Source organism: Dactylosporangium aurantiacum (assembly GCF_000716715.1).
GTDB lineage: Bacteria > Actinomycetota > Actinomycetes > Mycobacteriales > Micromonosporaceae > Dactylosporangium > Dactylosporangium aurantiacum.
Window position 1 is genome coordinate 110,460 of the sequence record NZ_JNYJ01000001.1, and the last position, 18,545, is coordinate 129,004.

General features: G+C 71.3%; 16 protein-coding genes. 6 read left to right on the forward strand and 10 right to left on the reverse strand.

Features of this window, described 5'->3' with window-relative positions; genetic code table 11:
• Positions 1-44: 44 nt before the first annotated feature.
• From OP18_RS00495 to OP18_RS00510, 4 genes are read right to left on the reverse strand one after another with little or no spacing between them, the layout of a single operon-like run.
• The gene (locus tag OP18_RS00495) at positions 45-1,415 is read right to left on the reverse strand and encodes a GH1 family beta-glucosidase (RefSeq protein ID WP_033356641.1); all 1,371 of its coding nucleotides are present in this window, start codon (positions 1,413-1,415) and stop codon (positions 45-47) included.
• Between the two features lie 54 nt (positions 1,416-1,469).
• Entirely contained in the window at positions 1,470-2,309 is an 840-nt protein-coding gene (locus tag OP18_RS00500) for a carbohydrate ABC transporter permease (RefSeq protein WP_033356642.1), read from the reverse strand.
• On the reverse strand, positions 2,302-3,393 hold the full coding sequence (locus tag OP18_RS00505; protein ID WP_081970127.1) for a carbohydrate ABC transporter permease: 1,092 nt from the start codon (positions 3,391-3,393) through the stop codon (positions 2,302-2,304). The genes OP18_RS00500 and OP18_RS00505 overlap by 8 nt, the downstream gene beginning before the upstream one ends.
• Positions 3,390-4,685 (reverse strand): ABC transporter substrate-binding protein, encoded by a 1,296-nt coding sequence (locus tag OP18_RS00510; RefSeq protein ID WP_245635208.1) that lies wholly within the window; start codon positions 4,683-4,685, stop codon positions 3,390-3,392. Before OP18_RS00510 ends, OP18_RS00505 begins: the two co-directional genes overlap by 4 nt.
• Positions 4,686-5,299: 614 nt before the next feature.
• On the opposite strand from OP18_RS00510, the gene OP18_RS00515 reads away from it, so the two are divergent.
• A complete protein-coding gene (locus OP18_RS00515; protein ID WP_033356940.1) occupies positions 5,300-7,885 on the forward strand; it encodes a discoidin domain-containing protein in 2,586 nt (861 codons plus the stop codon).
• A 629-nt stretch (positions 7,886-8,514) separates the two neighbouring features.
• Here OP18_RS00515 and OP18_RS00520 read toward each other — a convergent pair.
• Complete coding sequence (locus tag OP18_RS00520) at positions 8,515-9,660, reverse strand: low temperature requirement protein A (RefSeq protein WP_033356644.1); 1,146 nt, start codon at positions 9,658-9,660, stop codon at positions 8,515-8,517.
• Between the two features lie 77 nt (positions 9,661-9,737).
• Here OP18_RS00520 and OP18_RS00525 point away from each other — a divergent pair, with 77 nt between their 5' ends.
• The 3 genes from OP18_RS00525 (at position 9,738) to OP18_RS00535 (ending at position 11,822) form a co-directional block, all read left to right on the forward strand.
• Positions 9,738-10,409: an ArsR/SmtB family transcription factor gene (locus tag OP18_RS00525; RefSeq protein ID WP_033356645.1), complete on the forward strand. Its 672-nt coding sequence runs from the start codon at positions 9,738-9,740 to the stop codon at positions 10,407-10,409.
• Position 10,410: 1 nt separating this feature from the next.
• The gene (locus OP18_RS00530; protein WP_033356646.1) at positions 10,411-11,148 is read left to right on the forward strand and encodes an SRPBCC family protein; all 738 of its coding nucleotides are present in this window, start codon (positions 10,411-10,413) and stop codon (positions 11,146-11,148) included.
• A gap of 230 nt (positions 11,149-11,378) precedes the next feature.
• Complete coding sequence (locus tag OP18_RS00535) at positions 11,379-11,822, forward strand: hypothetical protein (RefSeq protein WP_156089210.1); 444 nt, start codon at positions 11,379-11,381, stop codon at positions 11,820-11,822.
• A 331-nt stretch (positions 11,823-12,153) separates the two neighbouring features.
• Here OP18_RS00535 and OP18_RS00540 read toward each other — a convergent pair whose 3' ends face one another.
• The 3 genes from OP18_RS00540 to OP18_RS00550 form a co-directional block, all read right to left on the reverse strand.
• Positions 12,154-12,741 (reverse strand): hypothetical protein, encoded by a 588-nt coding sequence (locus tag OP18_RS00540; protein WP_033356648.1) that lies wholly within the window; start codon positions 12,739-12,741, stop codon positions 12,154-12,156.
• A gap of 126 nt (positions 12,742-12,867) precedes the next feature.
• Positions 12,868-13,635 (reverse strand): SDR family NAD(P)-dependent oxidoreductase, encoded by a 768-nt coding sequence (locus tag OP18_RS00545; RefSeq protein ID WP_033356649.1) that lies wholly within the window; start codon positions 13,633-13,635, stop codon positions 12,868-12,870.
• Positions 13,636-13,640: 5 nt separating this feature from the next.
• Positions 13,641-14,129, reverse strand: a complete 489-nt coding sequence (locus tag OP18_RS00550; RefSeq protein WP_033356650.1) for a beta-class carbonic anhydrase — start codon at positions 14,127-14,129, stop codon at positions 13,641-13,643.
• 94 nt (positions 14,130-14,223) lie between these two features.
• On the opposite strand from OP18_RS00550, the gene OP18_RS00555 reads away from it, so the two are divergent.
• Positions 14,224-15,369, forward strand: a complete 1,146-nt coding sequence (locus tag OP18_RS00555; protein ID WP_052386020.1) for a geranylgeranyl reductase family protein — start codon at positions 14,224-14,226, stop codon at positions 15,367-15,369.
• Between the two features lie 67 nt (positions 15,370-15,436).
• On the opposite strand, the gene OP18_RS00560 is transcribed toward OP18_RS00555, so the two are convergent.
• Positions 15,437-16,222 (reverse strand): isocitrate lyase/PEP mutase family protein, encoded by a 786-nt coding sequence (locus tag OP18_RS00560; RefSeq protein ID WP_033356652.1) that lies wholly within the window; start codon positions 16,220-16,222, stop codon positions 15,437-15,439.
• 55 nt (positions 16,223-16,277) lie between these two features.
• Here OP18_RS00560 and OP18_RS00565 point away from each other — a divergent pair, with 55 nt between their 5' ends.
• Entirely contained in the window at positions 16,278-17,408 is a 1,131-nt protein-coding gene (locus OP18_RS00565; RefSeq protein ID WP_033356941.1) for an ArsR/SmtB family transcription factor, read from the forward strand.
• Positions 17,409-17,844: 436 nt separating this feature from the next.
• Here OP18_RS00565 and OP18_RS00570 read toward each other — a convergent pair whose 3' ends face one another.
• The gene (locus OP18_RS00570) at positions 17,845-18,255 is read right to left on the reverse strand and encodes a hypothetical protein (protein ID WP_033356653.1); all 411 of its coding nucleotides are present in this window, start codon (positions 18,253-18,255) and stop codon (positions 17,845-17,847) included.
• Positions 18,256-18,545: the final 290 nt, after the last annotated feature.

The window sequence follows — 18,545 nt, forward strand, 5'->3', positions numbered from 1 at the left end:
GTGGTGCCGCCGGGGGTGCATACCCGGCGGCACCACCATCGACCCTAGATCACCGCGTCGTGGGTCACCGGGTGAGCGGCGCGATGGGCCCGGATCAGCTCCGCGTACCGGCGGCCGCTGGCCTTGATCGTGCGCTCCTGCGTGTCGTAGTCGACCCGGACCAGGCCGAACCGCTTGTCGTAGCCGTACGCCCACTCGAAGTTGTCCAGCAGTGACCAGGCGAAGTAGCCGTCGACGGGGGCGCCGCGCACGACCGCGTCGCGCACCGCCTCCAGGTGCTGCTCCAGGTAGTCGACGCGTTCCTTGTCGTGGATCTCGCCGGTGGGCTCGACCGTGTCGGCCCACGCCGAGCCGTTCTCCGTCACCAGGATGCTGCGCGGCTGGTACGTCTGCGCGACCGACACCAGGATGTCCTCCAGACCCTTCGCGTACACCTCCCACGGCATCGCGGTCTCGACGGAGCCCGGCACCGGGATCTGCCGGATGAACGGCGCGTGCCCGTCGGGGTCGTCGACGATGACCTGCCGGAAGTAGTAGTTGATGCCGAGGAACTCCGTCGGCGCCGCGATCAGCTCCAGGTCGCCGTCGCGGACCGGCGGGTCCACCTGGTACGTGTCGAGCATGTCGGCCGGGTAGCCGCGCCCGTACAGCGGATCCAGCCACCAGCGGTTGATGTGCCCGTCCGCGCGCCGCGCCGCGGCCACGTCCTCCGGCCGGTCGGTGCCGGGCTCCGTCGGGCTCAGGTTGAGCACGATCCCGACCGCCGGCGGCAGCTGCGCCGAGGCGCGGATCGCCTGGTTGACCAGGCCGTGGCCGAGCAGCACGTGGTGCGAGGCGTGCACGGCCCGGGTGAGGTGCCGCTCGCCGGGCGCCATGCGGCCCTCGAGGTGGCCGATCCAGCACACGCACAGCGGCTCGTTGACGGTGTTCCAGTCCGCGACCCGGTCGCCGAGCCGGCCGGCGACGACCGCCGCGTAGTCCGCGAACGCCTCCGCCGTGGCCCGGTCCGGCCAGCCGCCCGCGTCCTGCAGCGCCTGCGGCAGGTCCCAGTGGTACAGCGTCACGAACGGCCGGATGCCCGCCTCGAGCAGCCCGTCGACGAGCCGGTCGTAGAAGTCGAGGCCGGCCGGGTTGACCGGGCCCGTCCCGGCCGGCACGACCCGCGGCCACGCCACCGAGAAGCGGTACGCCTCCAGGTTCAGCCGGCGCATCAGCGCCACGTCCTGCGGCCAGCGGTGGTAGTGGTCGCAGGCGACGTCGCCGGTGTCGCCGTTGTCGACCATCCCCGGCAGGTGACTGAAGGTGTCCCAGATGGACGGTCCACGGCCGTCTTCCGTGACGGCGCCCTCGATCTGGTACGCCGCGGTCGCGGATCCCCAGATGAAGTTCGGTGGGAGGTTGGACAGATCCAGCACGGGACGGTTCTCCTCTGAATGCCTGCTTGAGGACGGGTTACTTGGGGGTCGGGCTCACTTGACCGCGCCGGCGGTCAGGCCGGCGACGAAGTACCGCTGCAGCGCCAGGAACCCGGCCACGACCGGGACGCTGACGACCAGGGACGCGGCCATCACCTGGTTCCAGTACACCTGGAACTGCGTGGAGTACGCCTGCAGACCGACCGCGAGGGTGCGGCTGTCCTGGTCGGTCATGATCGACGCGAACAGCACCTCGCCCCAGGCGGTCATGAACGCGTACACGGTGACGGCGACGATACCGGGCACCGCGGTCGGCAGGATGACCGTGAACAGCGTGCGCATCGACCCGGCGCCGTCGACCTGCGCCGCCTCGTCCAGTCCCCGCGGGATCGAGTCGAAGTAGCCGACCAGCATCCAGATCGAGAACGGCAGCGAGAACGTCAGGTACGTGATGACCAGCCCGAGCCGCGTCTGGTACAGCTCGAGACCGGTCGCGGTGCCGAGGTTCACGTAGATCAGGAACAGCGGCAGCAGGAACAGGATGCCGGGGAACATCTGCGTGGACAGCACCGCCACGGAGAACACGCCCCGCCCGCGGAAGCGGTACCGGCTGATCGCGAACGCGGCGAACACCGCGATCGACACGGAGAACAGCGCCGCCACCGACGCCACGACCACGCTGTTGCGCAGGTAGTTGCCGAGCGGGACGGTGCTCCACATGTCCACGAACGCCTGGAAGGTCAGCGTCGACGGCAGCCACGTGAAGTCGTCCTGCACGTCCCGCAGCGGCTTCAACGCCGAGCTCACCATCACGAACAGCGGCGTGAGCACGAACATCGCCAGGAAGCTCAGCACGATCCAGCGGGCGACCCGCTCGCCCCGGCTCTCACGCATGGATCCTCCGGCGGTTCGTGATGATCAGGTACACGGCCGTCACGAGCAGCAGGAACAGCAGCAGGACCACGGACATCGCCGAGCCCATGCCGAAGTCCCAGGTGCTGAACGAGCTGTTGTAGATGTGGATCGAGATCAGGTCCGCCTCCGGCGGCGCGGAGCCGCCGAACAGCACGTACGGGGTGTTGAAGTCGTTGAACGTCCACAGGAACAGCACCAGCAGCAGCACCTGGTTGATCGGGCGCAGCGACGGCAGCGTCACCGCGCTCAGCCGCCGCCAGAAGCCGGCGCCGTCGATCGCGGCCGCCTCGTACATCTCCGTCGAGACGTTCTGCAGCCCCGCGGTGATGCACAGCAGCGCGAACGGCCAGGTCCGCCACACCGACACCACCAGCAGCGCCCAGAAGCTGTTCTCGCCGATGAGCCAGAACGGCCGCTCCCCGTCGACCAGGCCGAGCTGGTCGACCAGGACGTGGTTGACCAGGCCGGTGTCGCGCTGGAACAGGAACCCCCAGGTGATGACGGCGGCGTACACCGGCAGCGCGTACGGGGTCAGGAACAGCGTGCGCAGCAGCGCCCGGCCCCGGAACGGCCGCTGCAGGAACACCGCCGCGGACAGGCCGAACAGCCATGACAGGAACACCGACAGCGACGTGTACAGCACGGTGATGACGAACGACCTGGCCAGGGCCCGGCCGGTCTCGCCGTTGACGTCGACGGTCGCGGCGTAGTTGTCGAGCCCCACGAACGGCGCCGTCGACCAGTCCTGGATGTGGAACTGGGTCAGCTCGAGCAGGCTCATCCACACGCCGGCGAGCATCGGCACGACGTGGATCGCGATCTCCAGCAGGACGGCCGGCGCGACCAGCAGGTACGGCAGGTACGTGGTGCGCCACAGCCGCCGCCGGCGGCGCTGCCCCTCGCTGAGGCGGCGCGGTGGCGGGGCGCCGACGGCCCGGGCGTGGTGCTGGCGCACGTCGGGCGCGGCGTGGGTGGGGCGGCGCACCGGCACCGTGGCCGCCCCGCGCGGTCGTGCGGTCGCGGTGCCGCGGGCGCCCTCCCAGCCGGGGCGGGGGGCGCTCATCCCTTCATCCGTTGCTCGACGGCGCGCAGCTTCGCGCGGATGCCGGCCTCGGTGATCGGCTTGTTGTTCGCCGCGTTGGCGAACTGCTCCTTCATCACCGCGCCGACCAGGGTCTCGAACTGGCTCTCGGTGGTGACCTGCGGCAGCGGCGACGCCGTGGAGCCCAGCACCTCGGCGAGGACCTTCTGCTCCGGCGCCTGGAACGCCGGGTCGGCCAGGGCCGCCTTCACCGACGGCAGCGAGCCGTACACCTTGTTCAGGGCGACCTGCTCGGCGTCGCTGGTCATGAACTTCACGAACTCCATCGCGCCCTCCAGGTTCCTGCTGTGCCGGAAGACGGCGATGTTGATCCCGGCGACCATGCTGTTGACCCGTTTGCCGCCGGCCGGCGGGTTCGCCGGGAACGGCACGTGGGCGATGCCGTACTCCTCGGGGCTCATGCCCTGCGCCTGGAACGCCGACCCGGCCGCCTGCCACAGCAGCATCGCCGCCTTGCGGTTGGCGAAGTCCGACAGCGACTCGTTCTTGGCGTACTCGGCGTTGCTCGGGTTGACGATCTTGTCGACGGCCATGAGGTCGATGTACCGCTTGATCGCCTTGACGTTCTGGTCGGTGTCGAACGTCGGCTTGCCGCTGGCGTCGAACCACGCACCGCCGTACTGCTGGCTGAACGTGAACGCGTGGTGCGCGTTCTCCGACGGGTTCGCGCCCTCGACCGCCAGCCCCCACTGCTTGCCGTTGGTGAGGCGCTTGCCGACCTCGACGAGCTCCTCCCAGGTCGCCGGGGGCTTGCTGATGCCGGCGTCGGCGAACATCCGCTTGTTGTAGTAGAGCGCGTACGACAGCGAGTACAGCGGCACGGCCGCCGGGGCCTTGCCCGGGGCGCCGGCCGCGGCGAGGGCCGCCGGCACGAACCGGTCCCGGCCGCCGATACGCTCGAACGCCTGCGGGTCGAACGCGATGAGCGCGTTGGTCGCCTGCAGCGACGCCGACCAGGTGTTGCCGATGTTGACCACGTCGGGGCCGCGCCCGGACGTGGCGGCGGCGAGGAGCCGGTTGAGCAGGTCCGACCACGGCACGACCTCGACCTTGACGTGGATGCCGGTGCGCTGCTCGAAGCGCTCGAGGACCGGCGCGAGGGTCTGCTTGTCGAACTCGAGACTGCTGCCCTGGTTGCTCGCCCAGTACGTCAGGGTCCTGGCGTCCGCCACGGGCTCGCCGCACGCCGCGAGCGAACCGGTCAGCAGGGCGGCCGCCATGAGTAACGCCGCGAGCCTGTGTCGTCCCGACACGGTGTCTGCCCTTTCGATGGGTGCCGACCGGCGTGCCGAAGCGACCGCAGGGGTTGGCCGCGGTGTGACGGTCGCGCGCTCGACAGGGTGGGGTGGTGCTGGTCCCAGCCGAACGTGGGGGTGTTGCCGCGACCAGTTTCTATCGAGACTTAAATAATGTCGTCATTAAAGTGGGAGGGTGTGCCCGCGTCAAGGTCGCCGGGCCTTGGTGGTGGGCCGCTCAAAGCGACATTCGGGATTTTTCACGTCGCGATAGAAGTGTGTCTTGACGGCGCGGCAACGTCGGCGTAACACTCGTGGTCCTGAGAGAGCGCTCTCTCATGCATGGCAGCCGGCGTGACGATGCCGGCGACCGTCGACGCACCGCCTTGTGTCAACGGTCTGCTGCCGCTGCTCGTGGCTGTTCATGTTGCCCTGTTCGCACACCGCCCAGATCACGGCCGGGAGGCCACCACCTCGCCGGTCCGGATCCCCGCCAGGTCCCCCGATCGACAGGCAGGATCATGAGATTTCCCCGAATGTCGCGGTACGCCTCGGCCCACGCCGAGGACTCGCCGCGCGGTCCCCGTCGCGCTGCCCTGCGCCGGTGGCTGCTCGGCGGCGCCGCCACCCTGATGCTCTCCACCGCCGTCGCCGCGATCGCGCTGCCCAACGCGAGCGCCGCACCGACCCTGCTGTCGCAGGGCAAGCCCACCACCGCGTCCTCGACGGAGAACGCCGGCACCCCCGCCACCGCCGCCACCGACGGCAACACCGGCACCCGCTGGGCCAGCGCCTTCAGCGACCCGCAGTGGATCCAGGTCGACCTCGGCGCGCCCGCCACGCTGTCCCAGGTCGTGCTGAACTGGGAGGCCGCCTCCGGCAAGGCGTTCCAGATCCAGGTCTCCAACGACGCCGCCACGTGGACGCCGGTCTACACCACCACGACCGGCGCCGGCGGCACCCAGACGCTCAACGTGAGCGGCACCGGCCGGTACGTGCGGATGTACGGCACCCAGCGCAACACCGCCTACGGCTACTCGCTCTGGGAGTTCCAGGTCTTCGGTGAGGTCAGCCCGACCGGCCAGACCTGCGGCCCGGCGAACCGCGCCGTGACCCGCCCGACCACCGCGTCCTCGACGGAGAACGCCGGCACCCCCGCCACCGCCGCCACCGACGGCAACACCGGCACCCGCTGGTCCAGCGCCGCGTCCGTGCCGCAGTGGATCACCGTCGACCTCGGCGCGTCGTACCAGGTCTGCCGGGTGGTCCTGCGCTGGGAGGCCGCGTACGCCAACGCCTTCCAGCTCCAGGTCTCCAACGACAACGCCGCGTGGACGCAGGTCTACGCCACCACCACCGGCACCGGCGGCGTGCAGACCCTCGACGTCACCGGCACCGGCCGCTACGTGCGCGTCAACGCCACCGCCAAGGCGACCCAGTGGGGCGTCTCGCTGTGGGAGTTCGAGGTGTACGTCCTCGGCGGCGGCTCCACCCCGCCGTCCAGCAGCCCGCCGGTGAGCAGCGGCCCGGTCGAGCCGACCGACCCGAAAAACCCCAACTTCGGCCCCAACGTGTCCGTCTACGACCCGTCGCAGCAGGCCGCCGCGCAGGCCCGGCTGAACCAGATCTTCGCCGGCCAGGAGACCAACCAGTTCGGCACCGAGCGCTACGCGGTGCTGTTCAAGCCCGGCAACCACACCATCGACGCCAACATCGGCTTCTACACCCAGGTCGCCGGGCTCGGCTTCTCACCCGACGACACCAACATCAACGGCCATGTCCGGGCCGAGGCCACCTGGTTCGGCGGCAACGCCACCCAGAACTTCTGGCGCGGCGCCGAGAACCTGTCCGTGACCCTGCCCAACACCGGCAGCGGCGTGCAGGTCGAGCGCTGGGCCGTCTCGCAGGCCGTGCAGTACCGCCGCATGCACCTGCGCGGGGCCAACAACGAGATCCAGCTCTGGAACGGCGGCGACGGCTGGTCCTCCGGCGGTCTCATGGCCGACACCAAGGTCGACGGCCGGGTCGTCTCCGGTTCGCAGCAGCAGTGGTACACCCGCAACAGCGAGCTGGGCAGCTGGGCCGGTTCCGTCTGGAACATGGTCTTCCAGGGCGTGCAGGGCGCCCCACCGCCGAACTTCCCGAACCCGTCGCACACCGTCATCAACACCACGCCGCTGCAGCGGGAGAAGCCGTTCCTGTACCTCGACGGCACCGGCACCTACCGCGTGTTCGTCCCGGCGCTGCAGGCCAACACGACCGGCACCAGCTGGTACGGCAAGACCCCGGCCGGTTCGTCGATCTCCCTCGACCAGTTCTTCCTGGTCCGCCCCGGCCACACCGCGGCGCAGATCAACGCGGCCCTCGCCGCCGGCCGGCACCTGCTGGTGACCCCCGGCGTCTACCACCTCAACCAGCCCCTGCAGGTCAACAACCCGAACACCATCATCCTCGGTCTGGGCCTGGCCACGTTCGTCCCCGACGGCGGCGTCACCGCGATCAAGGTCGCCGACGTCGACGGCGTCAAGCTCGCCGGCATCCTCATCGACGCCGGCACCGTCAACTCGCCCACCCTGGTCGAGCTCGGCCCGGCCGGCTCCTCGGCGTCGCACGCCGCGAACCCGACCTCGCTGCACGACGTGTACTTCCGCATCGGCGGCGCCCACGTCGGCAACGCCACGGTCAGCCTCCAGGTCAACAGCAGCAACGTGATCGGCGACCACATGTGGATCTGGCGCGCCGACCACGGCAACGCCGGCACCTACGGCTGGACCGTCAGCACGGGCCAGAACGGCATGGTGGTCAACGGCAACAACGTCACCATGTACGGCCTCTTCGTCGAGCACTACCAGCAGTACCAGGTCATCTGGAACGGCAACGGCGGCCGCACCTACTTCTTCCAGAACGAGATGCCCTACGACCCGCCGAACCAGGCCGCCTGGATGAACGGCTCCACCCGGGGCTGGGCCGCCTACAAGGTCGCCGACACGGTCAACACCCATGAGGCGTGGGGCCTGGGCAGCTACTGCTACTTCAACGTCAACCCCGCCGTCGTCGGCGAACGCTCCTTCGAGACGCCGGTCAAGTCCGGCATCGCCTTCCACAACATGGTCAGCGTCTCCCTCGGCGGCGTCGGCACGATCAACCACGTCATCAACAACACGGCAGGCCCGGCCAACACGGCCAACCAGATCATCTACGTGACCAGCGGCCCGTGACGGGCTGCCCGGTGACGTAGCGGGACCCTGCTCAGGAAGCAGTCGAGCCGGAAGACCTACCCGCCCGGGTCTTCCGGCTCGGCGCCTGCGTGCCGACGTCAGGGTCTGCCGCCGTCTGCCGCGCTCGGCCGTTCCGCTGCAGGCTTCGCTGCCGGTCGAAGACATCCGCCACAAGCCCGGCTCTGCCCCCGGGTTCTTGGCCCTGGACCTCTCAACTTCCGGCCAGGCTTCCGGGCTCTCGGCGCTCGACCTCTCACCTTTCGGCGCTCGGCGCTCGGTTCTCGGCCCTTCACCTCTCACCTTTCGGCGCTCGGCTCTCGACCCCTCACCTCTCGGCGCTCGGTTCTCGGCTCCTCACCTTCGGCCGACACTCGGCCGGGCCATCGGCGCTGGTCAAGCTCTCAGTTCTCAGCCGCCCTTGAGTTCTCAGCCGCCCTTGAGTTCTCGGCCGAGCTTGAGTTCTCGGCCGAGCTTGAGTTCTCGGCCGAGCTTGAGTTCTCGGCCCCGCTTGAGTTCTCGGCCGCGCTTCACCCGTCTGTCGGCCCGGTCCAACCGCCCTGGCCTTCTGTCTCCCTCCGTTGCCGTGCTCGGCTCCTTCCTCGGCACTTTCTGCGCTCGGCGTGTGCCCGTCAGCGCCCGAAGCTGTGGATGGCGGTCGTGTGCTCGGCGCGGACCGTCTTCAGGTCCTTGGCGATGACCGCGGCCGCCATCACGATCAGCACCGCGACGAGCTGCGCGACGGCCCGCCAGTGCCCGAGCGGGATCGCCGCCATGACACCGGTCGCCGCCGCCACCCGGTACCAGGCACCGGGCAGCTTCAGAATGGACAGGAACAGCGCGTGGCCGAGCAGGAACGTCGCGGCGCCGGCGCTGAGCACGATGGCGCTCGGCCAGTGCAGCGGCTCGAGGGCGTGACCGACCGACAGCTTCACGCCGACCGCGGTGAACACGATGCCGGCGATCAGGAAGTAGTGCGCATACCCCCAGGCCTGCACCGCTACCTTCGCCTTGCGGGCCGGGTCGGTGATGGCGTGCAGCGCGTGCTCGGCGCGGGTCTCGTCGCCGGAGAAGTAGTTCCAGTACAGGTAGTACGCGATGCACAGGCCGAGCATCGCCACGACGAGCGTGGGCAGGTCCAGGTGCATGCCGGCGAACGCGAGCCCGATCGCGATCACCGACTCGCCGATGGCGACGATGACGACCAGCCCGTGCCGCTCCGCGAAGTGGCCCGCGTCGATCGTCCACGTGCCCATGCTGCGTTGCAGGTACGGCGCGGCGATGACCACCACGAGCGCCGCCGTCCACAACCCGTACTGCCATGCGCCGTGCAGGAAACCGCCGGCCAGCACCAGGAGCGCGGCGGTGCCGTTGATCGGGGCCAGCCCGGCGATCGCGGTGCCGATCGAGGCGTTGTCGTCGGCCTGCAGGAACAGCGCGGAGTGCACGGCGGTGACGATGAGGTACCCGACGCCGAACGCCCACCCGTCGCCGTCGAACGCATAGGGGATCGACAGGGCGATGACCATGAAGCCCGCCATGCCGGTGAGCAGCAGGGTGCGGCGCGACGTGCTGCTCGGGGCCACCGCGTTGGTGAGCCAGGCATAGCCGGCGTACATCCACCAGATGATGCCGAGCATCAGCAGCACCCGGAGCGTGTGCACCACGTCGACGTGCTTGACCAGCACGGTCGCGAACTGGGTGATGGTGAAGACGAAGACGAGATCGAAGAACAACTCGATGGTGGAGACCCTCGGCCCCCGAACCTGCGAAGTCACAGCGACGACTGTAGCGATGGGCACCGACAATTTTTCTTGTCTTGACAGTCGAAGTTGTCGGCAGCTACGGTACCTGCATGTTGGAAGTCGGAGTCATCGAGGAGTCGGGGGCCGCCGAGGTGGCCCTGGACCCGATCCGGGCGCGGCTGCTGGCACTGCTGGCCGAGCCGCACTCGGCGACGAGCCTCGCGGCGCTCCTCGGCCTGCCCCGCCAGAAGGTGAACTACCACCTGAAGACCCTGGAGGCGCACGGTTTGGTGGAGCTGGTCGAGGAGCGGCGCAAGGGCAACGTCACCGAGCGCGTGCTGCGCGCCGCCGCGGCGTCGTTCGTGATCTCGCCCGCCGCCCTCGCCGCCGTCGCGCCCGACCCGGCCCGGTCACCCGACAAGCTGTCGGCGCGGTGGCTGCTCGCGATCGCCGCCCGACTCGTCAAGGAGGTCGGCGCCCTCATCACCGGCGCCGCCCGGGCAGGAAAGCCGGTCGCCACGTTCGCGCTCGACGGCACCGTGCGGTTCGCCTCGGCGGCGGACCGGGCCGCGTTCGCCCAGGAGCTCGCGGCGGCCGTCGCCGGGCTCGTCAGCCGCTACCACGACGAGCGGGCCGAAGGCGGGCGCGACCACCGCGTCATCGTCGCGATCCACCCGAGCCTGCGCCCCGACGGCATGCACACGATGGACGCCGCGGCAGCCCGTCCCGGCGTCGACGTCCAGATCGAAACCGAGCACCGTCCCGAGACCAAGGAGTCCTGACATGTCGCACGAATTCGAGCTCACCCACGACATCGACATCGCCGCCACGCCCGAGCAGGTGTGGGACGCCATCGCCACCGGGCCGGGCATCGACTCGTGGTTCATGGGGAGAAGCGAGATCGAGCCCAAGGTGGGCGGCCGGGGCTCCCTCACCATGCCCGGCTACACCGCCGAGTCGACGATCACCGCCTGGGAGCCGCCGCACCGCTTCGCCTACCGCAGCGACTCCGACGAGAACGGCGCGTTCATGGCGTTCGAGTATCTCGTCGAGGGCCGCGACGGCGGCAGCACCGCCCTGCGCATGGTGCACAGCGGCATCCTGACCGGCGACTGGGAGGAGCAGTATGACGCGCTGCGCAAGGGCAACCCGCTCTACCTGCGCACCCTCGAGCAGTACCTGGTGCACTTCCCGGGACGCACCGCGGTGCCGGTGGCCGCGTTCGCGCCGCCGCAGTCCGACCAGGAGCAGGCATGGGCCCGCATCATCGCCGCCGTCGGCCTGACCAGCCCTGTCAGCGAGGGCGACAAGGTGCAGTTCACCGTCGACGGTGAGGACGTCACCGGGGTGGTCGACGTGCTGTCGGAGCCCGGCTTCCTGGGGGTGCGCACCGACGACGCGCTGCTGCGGTTCGTCGGTGGCGGCGGCATGATGCTGACCGGCCACCACGTGTTCGCCGACATCGACCAGGAGGCCGCCGAGCAGACCTGGTCGCAGTGGCTGGCCGCCGTCTACGCCTGACCGGCCGCGGGAAGCCAGTGATCATGCCGGGCTGCCGGCGACGGTGTCGGAGGGGTCGGCCGCCGGGCCGGCTCCTCCGCCGTGGCGGGTCGGTGCGGTGGGTCGGTGCGGCGGGTCGGTGCGGTGGGTCGGTGCGGTGGGTCGGTGCGGTGGGATCCAGCTGTTCAGATGAGGAGTAGCAGTCGGGTGAGGGGGTCCCTTGGGCGGTAGGGACGGGTCACAATGCTCACGTGACGTTGCCCATCCCTTACAGCGGTGGCGGCGGTGAGCTGCCTGCGTACACCGGACCGGACGTGCAGATCGGTGACGTGCGGGTCGACGGCCGCGCGATCTACACCCCGGTCGGAGTGTGGCCGATCCAAGGGAGCCGGTGGATGGTGATCTCGCAGCCGGTGCCGATGACGACGACGGCCGGGTGGGGGATCGGGCTGGGCGTGACGAGCGCGATCCTCGCCGTGATCCTGGCGCCGTTCACGTGCGGGTTGAGCCTGTTCCTGCTGTTCGGGCTGCTGTTCCTGACCGCGAAGACGCACACCATGTCGGGGCCGTTGATCGTGTCGGTGCAGGCGGGGCAGTTCCACTACATGGCGCGGGAGGTCGTGTACTCGCCCCAGCACGCGGCCGAGGCCCTGCAGCGGGTCAACTTCGCCCAGGCACTGGCGTCGCGCTACTGACCGCGGCGAGCGTCCGCCGCACCCGCACCCGCACCCGCACCCGCACCCGCACCCGGACCGCACCGCACCCCAGACCGCGCGCCCGCGCCGAGCGTATCGCCGCACCGCGTCCGGGTGTCCGCCACGCACGCGGGCTCCGTCGACAGTTCGCACGCGCGTCGAGAGTCCATACGCGCGCCGAGAGTCCGCACGCGCGCCGATAGGCCGCGCGCTCGTGCCGAGGCCACCGTTGCGCGCCGGGCGGCTGCCGCACCCGCCGTGAGTGCCTGCGGCGTCCGTGGCGAGCGTTCCGGTCCCGAGGATGTCCAGTTGGCGGGCGGCGGGTCCAGGGTCAGGCGTCCGGGTCTTCGTCGTAGCCGTCGAGCAGCTGGGTTCTCGTGCCCACCAGGTGGGGCTCCAGGTCGCCGACCCTCGCCAGCTTGATCTCCGCAGGGGCCAGCTGCGACACGCGCAGCAGCAGGCCGGGGACCTCGTCGAGGACGGCGAGCCAGCCCTTCTGGGACGGCAGGACCTCCTGGTCGGGCCAGCGGTGGAAGGGTTTCGGGACACCGTCGACGGTGATGCCGACGCGGTGCGGGGCAGGGGTGGAGGCGGCGCGGAGGTTGCGTTCGTAGGTCTTGCGGTCCTCGGGGGGCTGCGGCATGACGGCGGCGACCCGCATGTCGATGAGCAGCGGCAGCGGCGGGCCGGCGGTGGTGACGACCTCGACCCAGCCGCCGCCGGCCGCAGGGTCGCCGAACGTGAGACCGGCGTGCACGAGCCGGTCGTCGTCCCAGGCCCAGCCGCCGATGCGGCACGGCCCGGACCAGCCGGCCATCCCGTACAACGGCAGTGCGGCGGCACTCGCACGGATCCGGTTCGCCCGCTGGTCGATCAGTGCGGTGAACTCGATGCGGTTCAGCCGTCCCCCGTATCGCATGGCATCGATCGTGCAGCATCGGCGGCGTTCATGGCGGTCCGTGGGCCCTCGCGGGAACCCCCGCAGTTTGCACCCGGGACGCCGAAACCGGCAGGAACGCGAGCGGGCATGAAAGCAGAGGAGCGGTCAGCGGGCTTCCGGGTCGGCGCCCCTGGCGGCGCGGGCGCCGTCGACGGGCAGGACCGCGCCGGAGATGAACGACGACGCGGGGGAGAGCAGGAACGCGACCGCCTCCGCGACCTCGGTGGCGTCGCCGGGGCGACCGAGCGGGTGCAGGCGGGCGAGCTCGTCCACGATGCGGGCGGCCTCGTCCGGTGGGCGGGCGGCGAGGTACGCCTCGGAGCGTTCGGTGTCGATCGAGCCGAGGGCGACGGCGTTGACGCGGATGCCGTGGGGGCCGTGGTCGACGGCGAGGGCGCGGGTGAGACCCTCGATGGCGGCCTTCGCCGTCGCGTACGGCAACGCCCCCCGCACCGGGCGTTGCGCCTGGTGCGAGGACACGTTGACGATGGCGCCGCCGTGGCCCGCCGCGCGGAAGCGGCGCACGGCGGTGGCGCTGCCGGCCACGGCCGGTGCCAGGTTCGCCACGATGTGTGCGAGGAGCTCCGACGGCGGGACCGAGTCGATCCAGGCGTCGCGGAACACGGCGGCGTTGTTGACCCAACCGGCGAGCGGGCCCAGCGCCTCGGCGAGGTCGGCCGCCCGGCCGGTGACGCGGTCGTCACCGGCGTCGCCGCTCAGACCCACCAGGCGCGTCCGCGTCGACGGCAGCCACGACAGCGCCGCCGGGTCATGGTCCAGGACCACGACGGCGGTGTCGTCGTCGCGCAGCAGCCGCGTCACGACGGCGCGGCCGACACCGCGGCCGCCGCCCGTCACGACGAAGGAACGCACCGTGCTCAGCGCACCTCTTCGATCTTCGCGGTGGCCACGTCGAAGATGAACCCGCGCACGTCCTCGCGGTGCGGCAGCCACTCGCAGGCACGGACCGTCTCGATCGACGAACGCATCGTGTCGTGCAGGTCGGTGAACCCGGGCACGTCCCAGCTCGGGGCGCGGCCGGTCTCGGCGGTGAGCGTCGCGCGGAACTCGTCGTCGTCGAAGCCCTGCATGCCGCATTCGGTGTGGTGGATGAGCACCACCTCGCGGGTGCCGAGCCGCCGCTGGCTGATCGCGAGGGAGCGCAGCACCTCCTCAGTCGGCAGGCCACCGGCGTTGCGGATCAGGTGCGCGTCACCGATGTCCAGGCCGAGCGCGCCGAACAGGTCCAGACGGGAGTCCATGCACGAGATCACGGCCAGCCGCAGCTTGGGCCGCAACGGGCGGGGCCCGGGGAACGTGCTGGCATAGTGCTCATTGGCGTGGATGAGATGGTCGATCGCCGACATTCCGCCAGTGAAACAGATCCGTCACTCATTCGGATGATGTCTGCGTCACACGAGGCCAATCTCACCTGTGAACGCGGACCTTTACGCTGCTCGGGTGAATGGGAACGGAAGCGGCGGCGCGGGTCAGCCGGATTGGGACGTCGTGGTCGTCGGCGGCGGGCCCGCCGGCCTGTCCGCGGCGCACGCGGCGGCGACCGGTGGGGCGAGGACGCTCGTGCTGGAGAAGGCGGTGCACCCGCGGTACAAGACCTGCGGCGGCGGACTGATCGGGTTCACCGTGCGGGCCGTCACGGATCGCATCGAGATCCCCGCCGACGATCACATCGTGCGCGCCGACTTCACGCACGACGGCCGCCGCGCGTTCAGCCGTTCCGCGCACCGTGGGGCGCTGCTGCAGATGGTGCGCCGCCCCCAGTTCGACGACGCGCTGCGGCTCGCCGCGGAGAAGGCCGGCGCGGTCGTGCGGCAGTCGGCGACGGTACGGGCGCTGGAACAGACCGGCGACGCCGTCACCGTCCGGCTCGCCGACGGCTCGGCGGTCACCGGCGCGACCGTGATCGGCGCCGACGGCTCGTCCGGGATCACCGCCCGCCACGCCGGCGTCGAGTACGGCCAGGTCGACCTCGGCCTGGAGGTCGAGCTGCCGGTGCCGGCCGGCGTCGCCGCCGACTGGAAGGGGCGGGTGCTCATCGACTGGGGACCGCTGCCCGGCTCGTACGCGTGGGTCTTCCCGAAGGACGACGTCCTCACCGTCGGCGTGATCGCGGCCCGCGGGCAGGGCGAGCGGACGAAACGGTACCTGCGCGACTTCGTCACCCGGCTCGGCCTGGACGGCATCGAACCCGTGCACGACTCCGGGCACCTGACCCGCTGCCGGACCGCGGCGTCGCCGCTGCGCACCGGCCGGGTCCTCGTCGCCGGCGACGCGGCGGGCCTGCTGGAGCCGTGGACCCGCGAGGGGATCAGCTTCGCGGTGCGCTCGGGCGTCCTCGCCGGGGCGGCCGCCGCGGCCGGCGACCTCGACGGGTACGTCACCGCCGTCGAGCGGACCCTCGTGCCGGCGATGACGGCCGGGCGGCGGCTGCTGGACACGTTCAGCCGGCGGCCCGGACTGTTCCACGCGATGCTGCGGACCCCGCCGGGGTGGCGCATGTTCGAGCGGTTCTGCCTGGGGGAGACGTCGTTCGAACGTACCGTCGAACGGCTGCCGATCAGGACCGCGTTGCGGCTGCTGGGATAGCACGCGGCAGCGCCGCCCGGAGGAGGTCCTGGCGGCGCTGCGGGAGTCGGGCGGCGGCGTCGCAGGGTCAGGGCGACATCAGGGACTGCAGCTCGCCGTATTCGATGGCGCCGGCGAGGCTCGTGTACGTGCCGGCGCCGAACGCCTCCTGCGCGACGCGGCGGGCGACCCCGTACGCCGCCTCCGCGACCCACGAGCCGAGGCTGACCCGGGCCACACCCAGCTTGCCGAGCTCGGCGACCGACGGCGCGCCCGGCCCGGCGAGAATGTTCAGCGGCGCCGGGATCGCGGCGGCCAGCGCACCGACGGTGTCCGGGTCCACCACCCCCGGCACGAAGATCCCGCTCGCGCCGGCCGCGAGGTAGGCGTGCGCCCGCGCCACCGTACCGTCGAAGTCCCGCACACCGCGCAGGTACGTGTCGATCCGCGCGTTGAGGAACACCTCGGGCGCGGCGGCGCGGGCGGCGGCGATCCTGGCCACCTGCTCGTCGACCGGCCGCAGCGCCGGTCCGGCGCCGTCCTCCAGGTTGACGCCGACGGCACCGGCCTCGGCGACCCCGCGCAGCGTGGCGGCGACGTCTTCGGGCGTCGCCCCGAACCCCGACTCGACGTCCGCGGTCACCGGCACGTCGACCGCGGCGACGACCCGCGCCAGGTGCGCCAGCATCGCGTCCCGGCTCAACGCGCCACCGTCGCGCACGCCGTGCGCCCAGGCCACGCCGGCGGAGGTGGTCGCGACCGCCCGGGCCCCGGCCGCGGCGACGATCCGCGCGGAGGCGGCGTCCCACGCGTTGGCCAGGACGAGCGGGTCGGCGGGGTCGTGCAGGGAGCGGAACACGGCAGCGTTGGTCATGCCCGCAATCCTCCCGGCGGCCGCGGTACGGCTCCAACGTTTTAGCCTGGACTGCATGGTCGCCATCGGACTGTCCGCGGGCGGGGTCGCCCGGGTGCGGTTCGCGATCTCGCCGCTGTGGGAGACGATCGCGAGCATCCGCGTCCTGAGAGACCCCGGCGCGCACGCGATCCACCTGCCGTGGGTGCGCGCCGTGCGGCCACGGCTCGGCGCGTTGGTGGGCAGTGAGCTGTGGCGGCTGGTGCCGCCGGGGCCGGGGTACGTGCCTGACTTCCTGACACCGGCGCCGGACGGGTTGTTCGCTGAGTTAGGGGTGGAGCTGGAGGCGCTGCTGGCGACGCCGGCGGCGGAGATCGCGGCGCAGGTGCCGGCTGGGTTCCTGGAGTCGGCGGCGGGCCTGGAACGTTCCGCGGGCTTGGTGGTGGCGGGCCCGGAGGCGGTGGTGGGCCTGGAACCTTCGGCCAGCGTGGCGGCGGCGGCTCGGGACACGGCGGCGGTTCGGGACGCGGCGGCGGTTCGGGACGCGGTGGCGGTTCGGGACGCGGCGGCGGTTCGGGATGCGGTGGCGGTTCGGGACACGGCGGCTGAGGGGTTGCTGCGGCGGCTCGCGGGGCAGCTCGCGGAGTACTTCGATGTGGCGCTGGCCGCCGACTGGCCGCGTATCCGGCAGCTGCTGGAGGCGGAAGTGTTCACCCGGGCCCGGGCCCTCGCCGCGGAGGGGGTCGGCGGGCTGCTCAACGACCTGCACGAGCAGGTGCGCTGGGCCGACGACACGCTGTCGGTCGCGCAGCAGTGGTGCACCGCCGAGGACGTCCCCGACGGCGGAGGGCTCGTGCTCATCCCGTCGGTCTTCGTGTGGCCGTCGATCCTGACCGTGTCGACGGGGCGGCTCGCCCAGTTGGCGTACCCGCCACGGGGGACAGGCGCGCTGTGGGAGTCGCCGGCACGGACGCCCGACGGCCTTGCCGCGGTCCTCGGGCGGACCCGGGCGCGGCTGCTGGTCGAGCTGTCGGCGCCGGCCTCGACGACGGCGCTCGCGGCTCGGATCGGCCTGACGCCCGGCGGGGTCTCCCAGCACCTGGCGGCGTTGCGGGCGGCCGGCCTGGTCACCGCGCACCGCGACGGCCGCGCCGTGCTCAACGTCCGCACCGGCGTCGCGGACGCGCTGCTCGGCACGACGGGCTGAGCCGTCCCGCGTCGACGGTGTGCCGCGTCGACGGTGTGCCGCGTCGACGGTGTGCCGTGTGACGGCGGTGTGGCGCGGTGCTGCGTCACGCACGACAGCTGATCTGGGCGCGCACCGGTTTGCCGCGTTACGCGCCCCTGCTGATCCGAGCACGCCGGGGTGTCCGGGCCGGCATGTGGTTGGGCTGGCTTGGGCCGTTCAGGTGCTCGGCCGTTCAGGTGTTCATATGGATCGTCAGCGCAGAGGACCCGAGCGGCGCGGGCGGGCAGCTCATCCGCACTCTACTCCACCCGAGCAAATTGATCTCTGGAGGTTTTGCGCTGCGTAGTTTTTGCTGCTGGGGTGGCTGAGGGCTGGAAAGGGCGGCGCGCCGGGCCGTCGGGAGAACAATACCCGCGGACCGGCGCGCCGGATGAATCGTGTGTGGGGGTGAGGGTCAGCCGGCGGCGATCGACGGCGGGGTGTCGGTGTCGATGACGGTGGCCTCGGAGAAGGCGGAGTCCAGCTGCGCCTGCAGGGCGTCGAGCTGCGAGAACTGGGCCTCGTGCGAGGACTCGCTGCCCTCGGCGGCGAAGACGTGGTCCGACTCGGCGGCCGCGTGGTCGTACGAGGTGAAGTTCGACTCGGCGTAGTGCGAGCCGTCGGCGCCGGTGAACTCGACGCTGTGGCCCTGGTCGAACGAGGTCGACTCGGCCGCGGCGTGGTTCTGCTCGTAGACGTTGAACTGGTTGTTGTAGTCGGCCTCGCTGGCGTTGACCTGGTGCAGCTGCTCCAGGGACTGGTGGTCCTCGCCGGTCTCGACGTGGCCGAATTCCGCGCCGGTGTCGCCGCCGTCGTACTCGCTCATGGTGGGTCCTCTCGGTATTGCAGGGGGTGTGGAGGTTGCGATTCAGGTGGTGTTCCTGGCGCTGGTGATGACGTTACGAGCGCCGTCATGGCGTGGAATCACGGAAACGTGCCAGCCGTTCGAATGCCGTGGCGGGAGCGTATACCGTGCTCAGCGGCCTGGACTATCCCCGAAACGACAGTTGCGCGGCAGCCGGACACCCGACAGCGGCGGCCCGCCACGCGCCCCCGGCGCAGGGCCGCCACGCGCCCCGGACAGGCCCGCCACGCGCCCCGGCGCAGGGCCGCCAC

What these genes read in the sequence shown, in the direction of transcription:
- OP18_RS00560 (WP_033356652.1), bottom strand. Translation starts at nt 16,222, where the DNA reads ATGACCAACGCTGCCGTGTTCCGCTCCCTGCACGACCCCGCCGACCCG.
- OP18_RS00570 (WP_033356653.1), bottom strand. Translation starts at nt 18,255, where the DNA reads ATGAGCGAGTACGACGGCGGCGACACCGGCGCGGAATTCGGCCACGTC.
- OP18_RS00530 (WP_033356646.1), top strand. Translation starts at nt 10,411, where the DNA reads ATGTCGCACGAATTCGAGCTCACCCACGACATCGACATCGCCGCCACG.
- OP18_RS00525 (WP_033356645.1), top strand. Translation starts at nt 9,738, where the DNA reads ATGTTGGAAGTCGGAGTCATCGAGGAGTCGGGGGCCGCCGAGGTGGCC.
- OP18_RS00540 (WP_033356648.1), bottom strand. Translation starts at nt 12,741, where the DNA reads ATGCGATACGGGGGACGGCTGAACCGCATCGAGTTCACCGCACTGATC.
- OP18_RS00515 (WP_033356940.1), top strand. Translation starts at nt 5,300, where the DNA reads ATGCTCTCCACCGCCGTCGCCGCGATCGCGCTGCCCAACGCGAGCGCC.
- OP18_RS00505 (WP_081970127.1), bottom strand. Translation starts at nt 3,393, where the DNA reads ATGAGCGCCCCCCGCCCCGGCTGGGAGGGCGCCCGCGGCACCGCGACC.
- OP18_RS00565 (WP_033356941.1), top strand. Translation starts at nt 16,278, where the DNA reads ATGGTCGCCATCGGACTGTCCGCGGGCGGGGTCGCCCGGGTGCGGTTC.
- OP18_RS00500 (WP_033356642.1), bottom strand. Translation starts at nt 2,309, where the DNA reads ATGCGTGAGAGCCGGGGCGAGCGGGTCGCCCGCTGGATCGTGCTGAGC.
- OP18_RS00550 (WP_033356650.1), bottom strand. Translation starts at nt 14,129, where the DNA reads ATGTCGGCGATCGACCATCTCATCCACGCCAATGAGCACTATGCCAGC.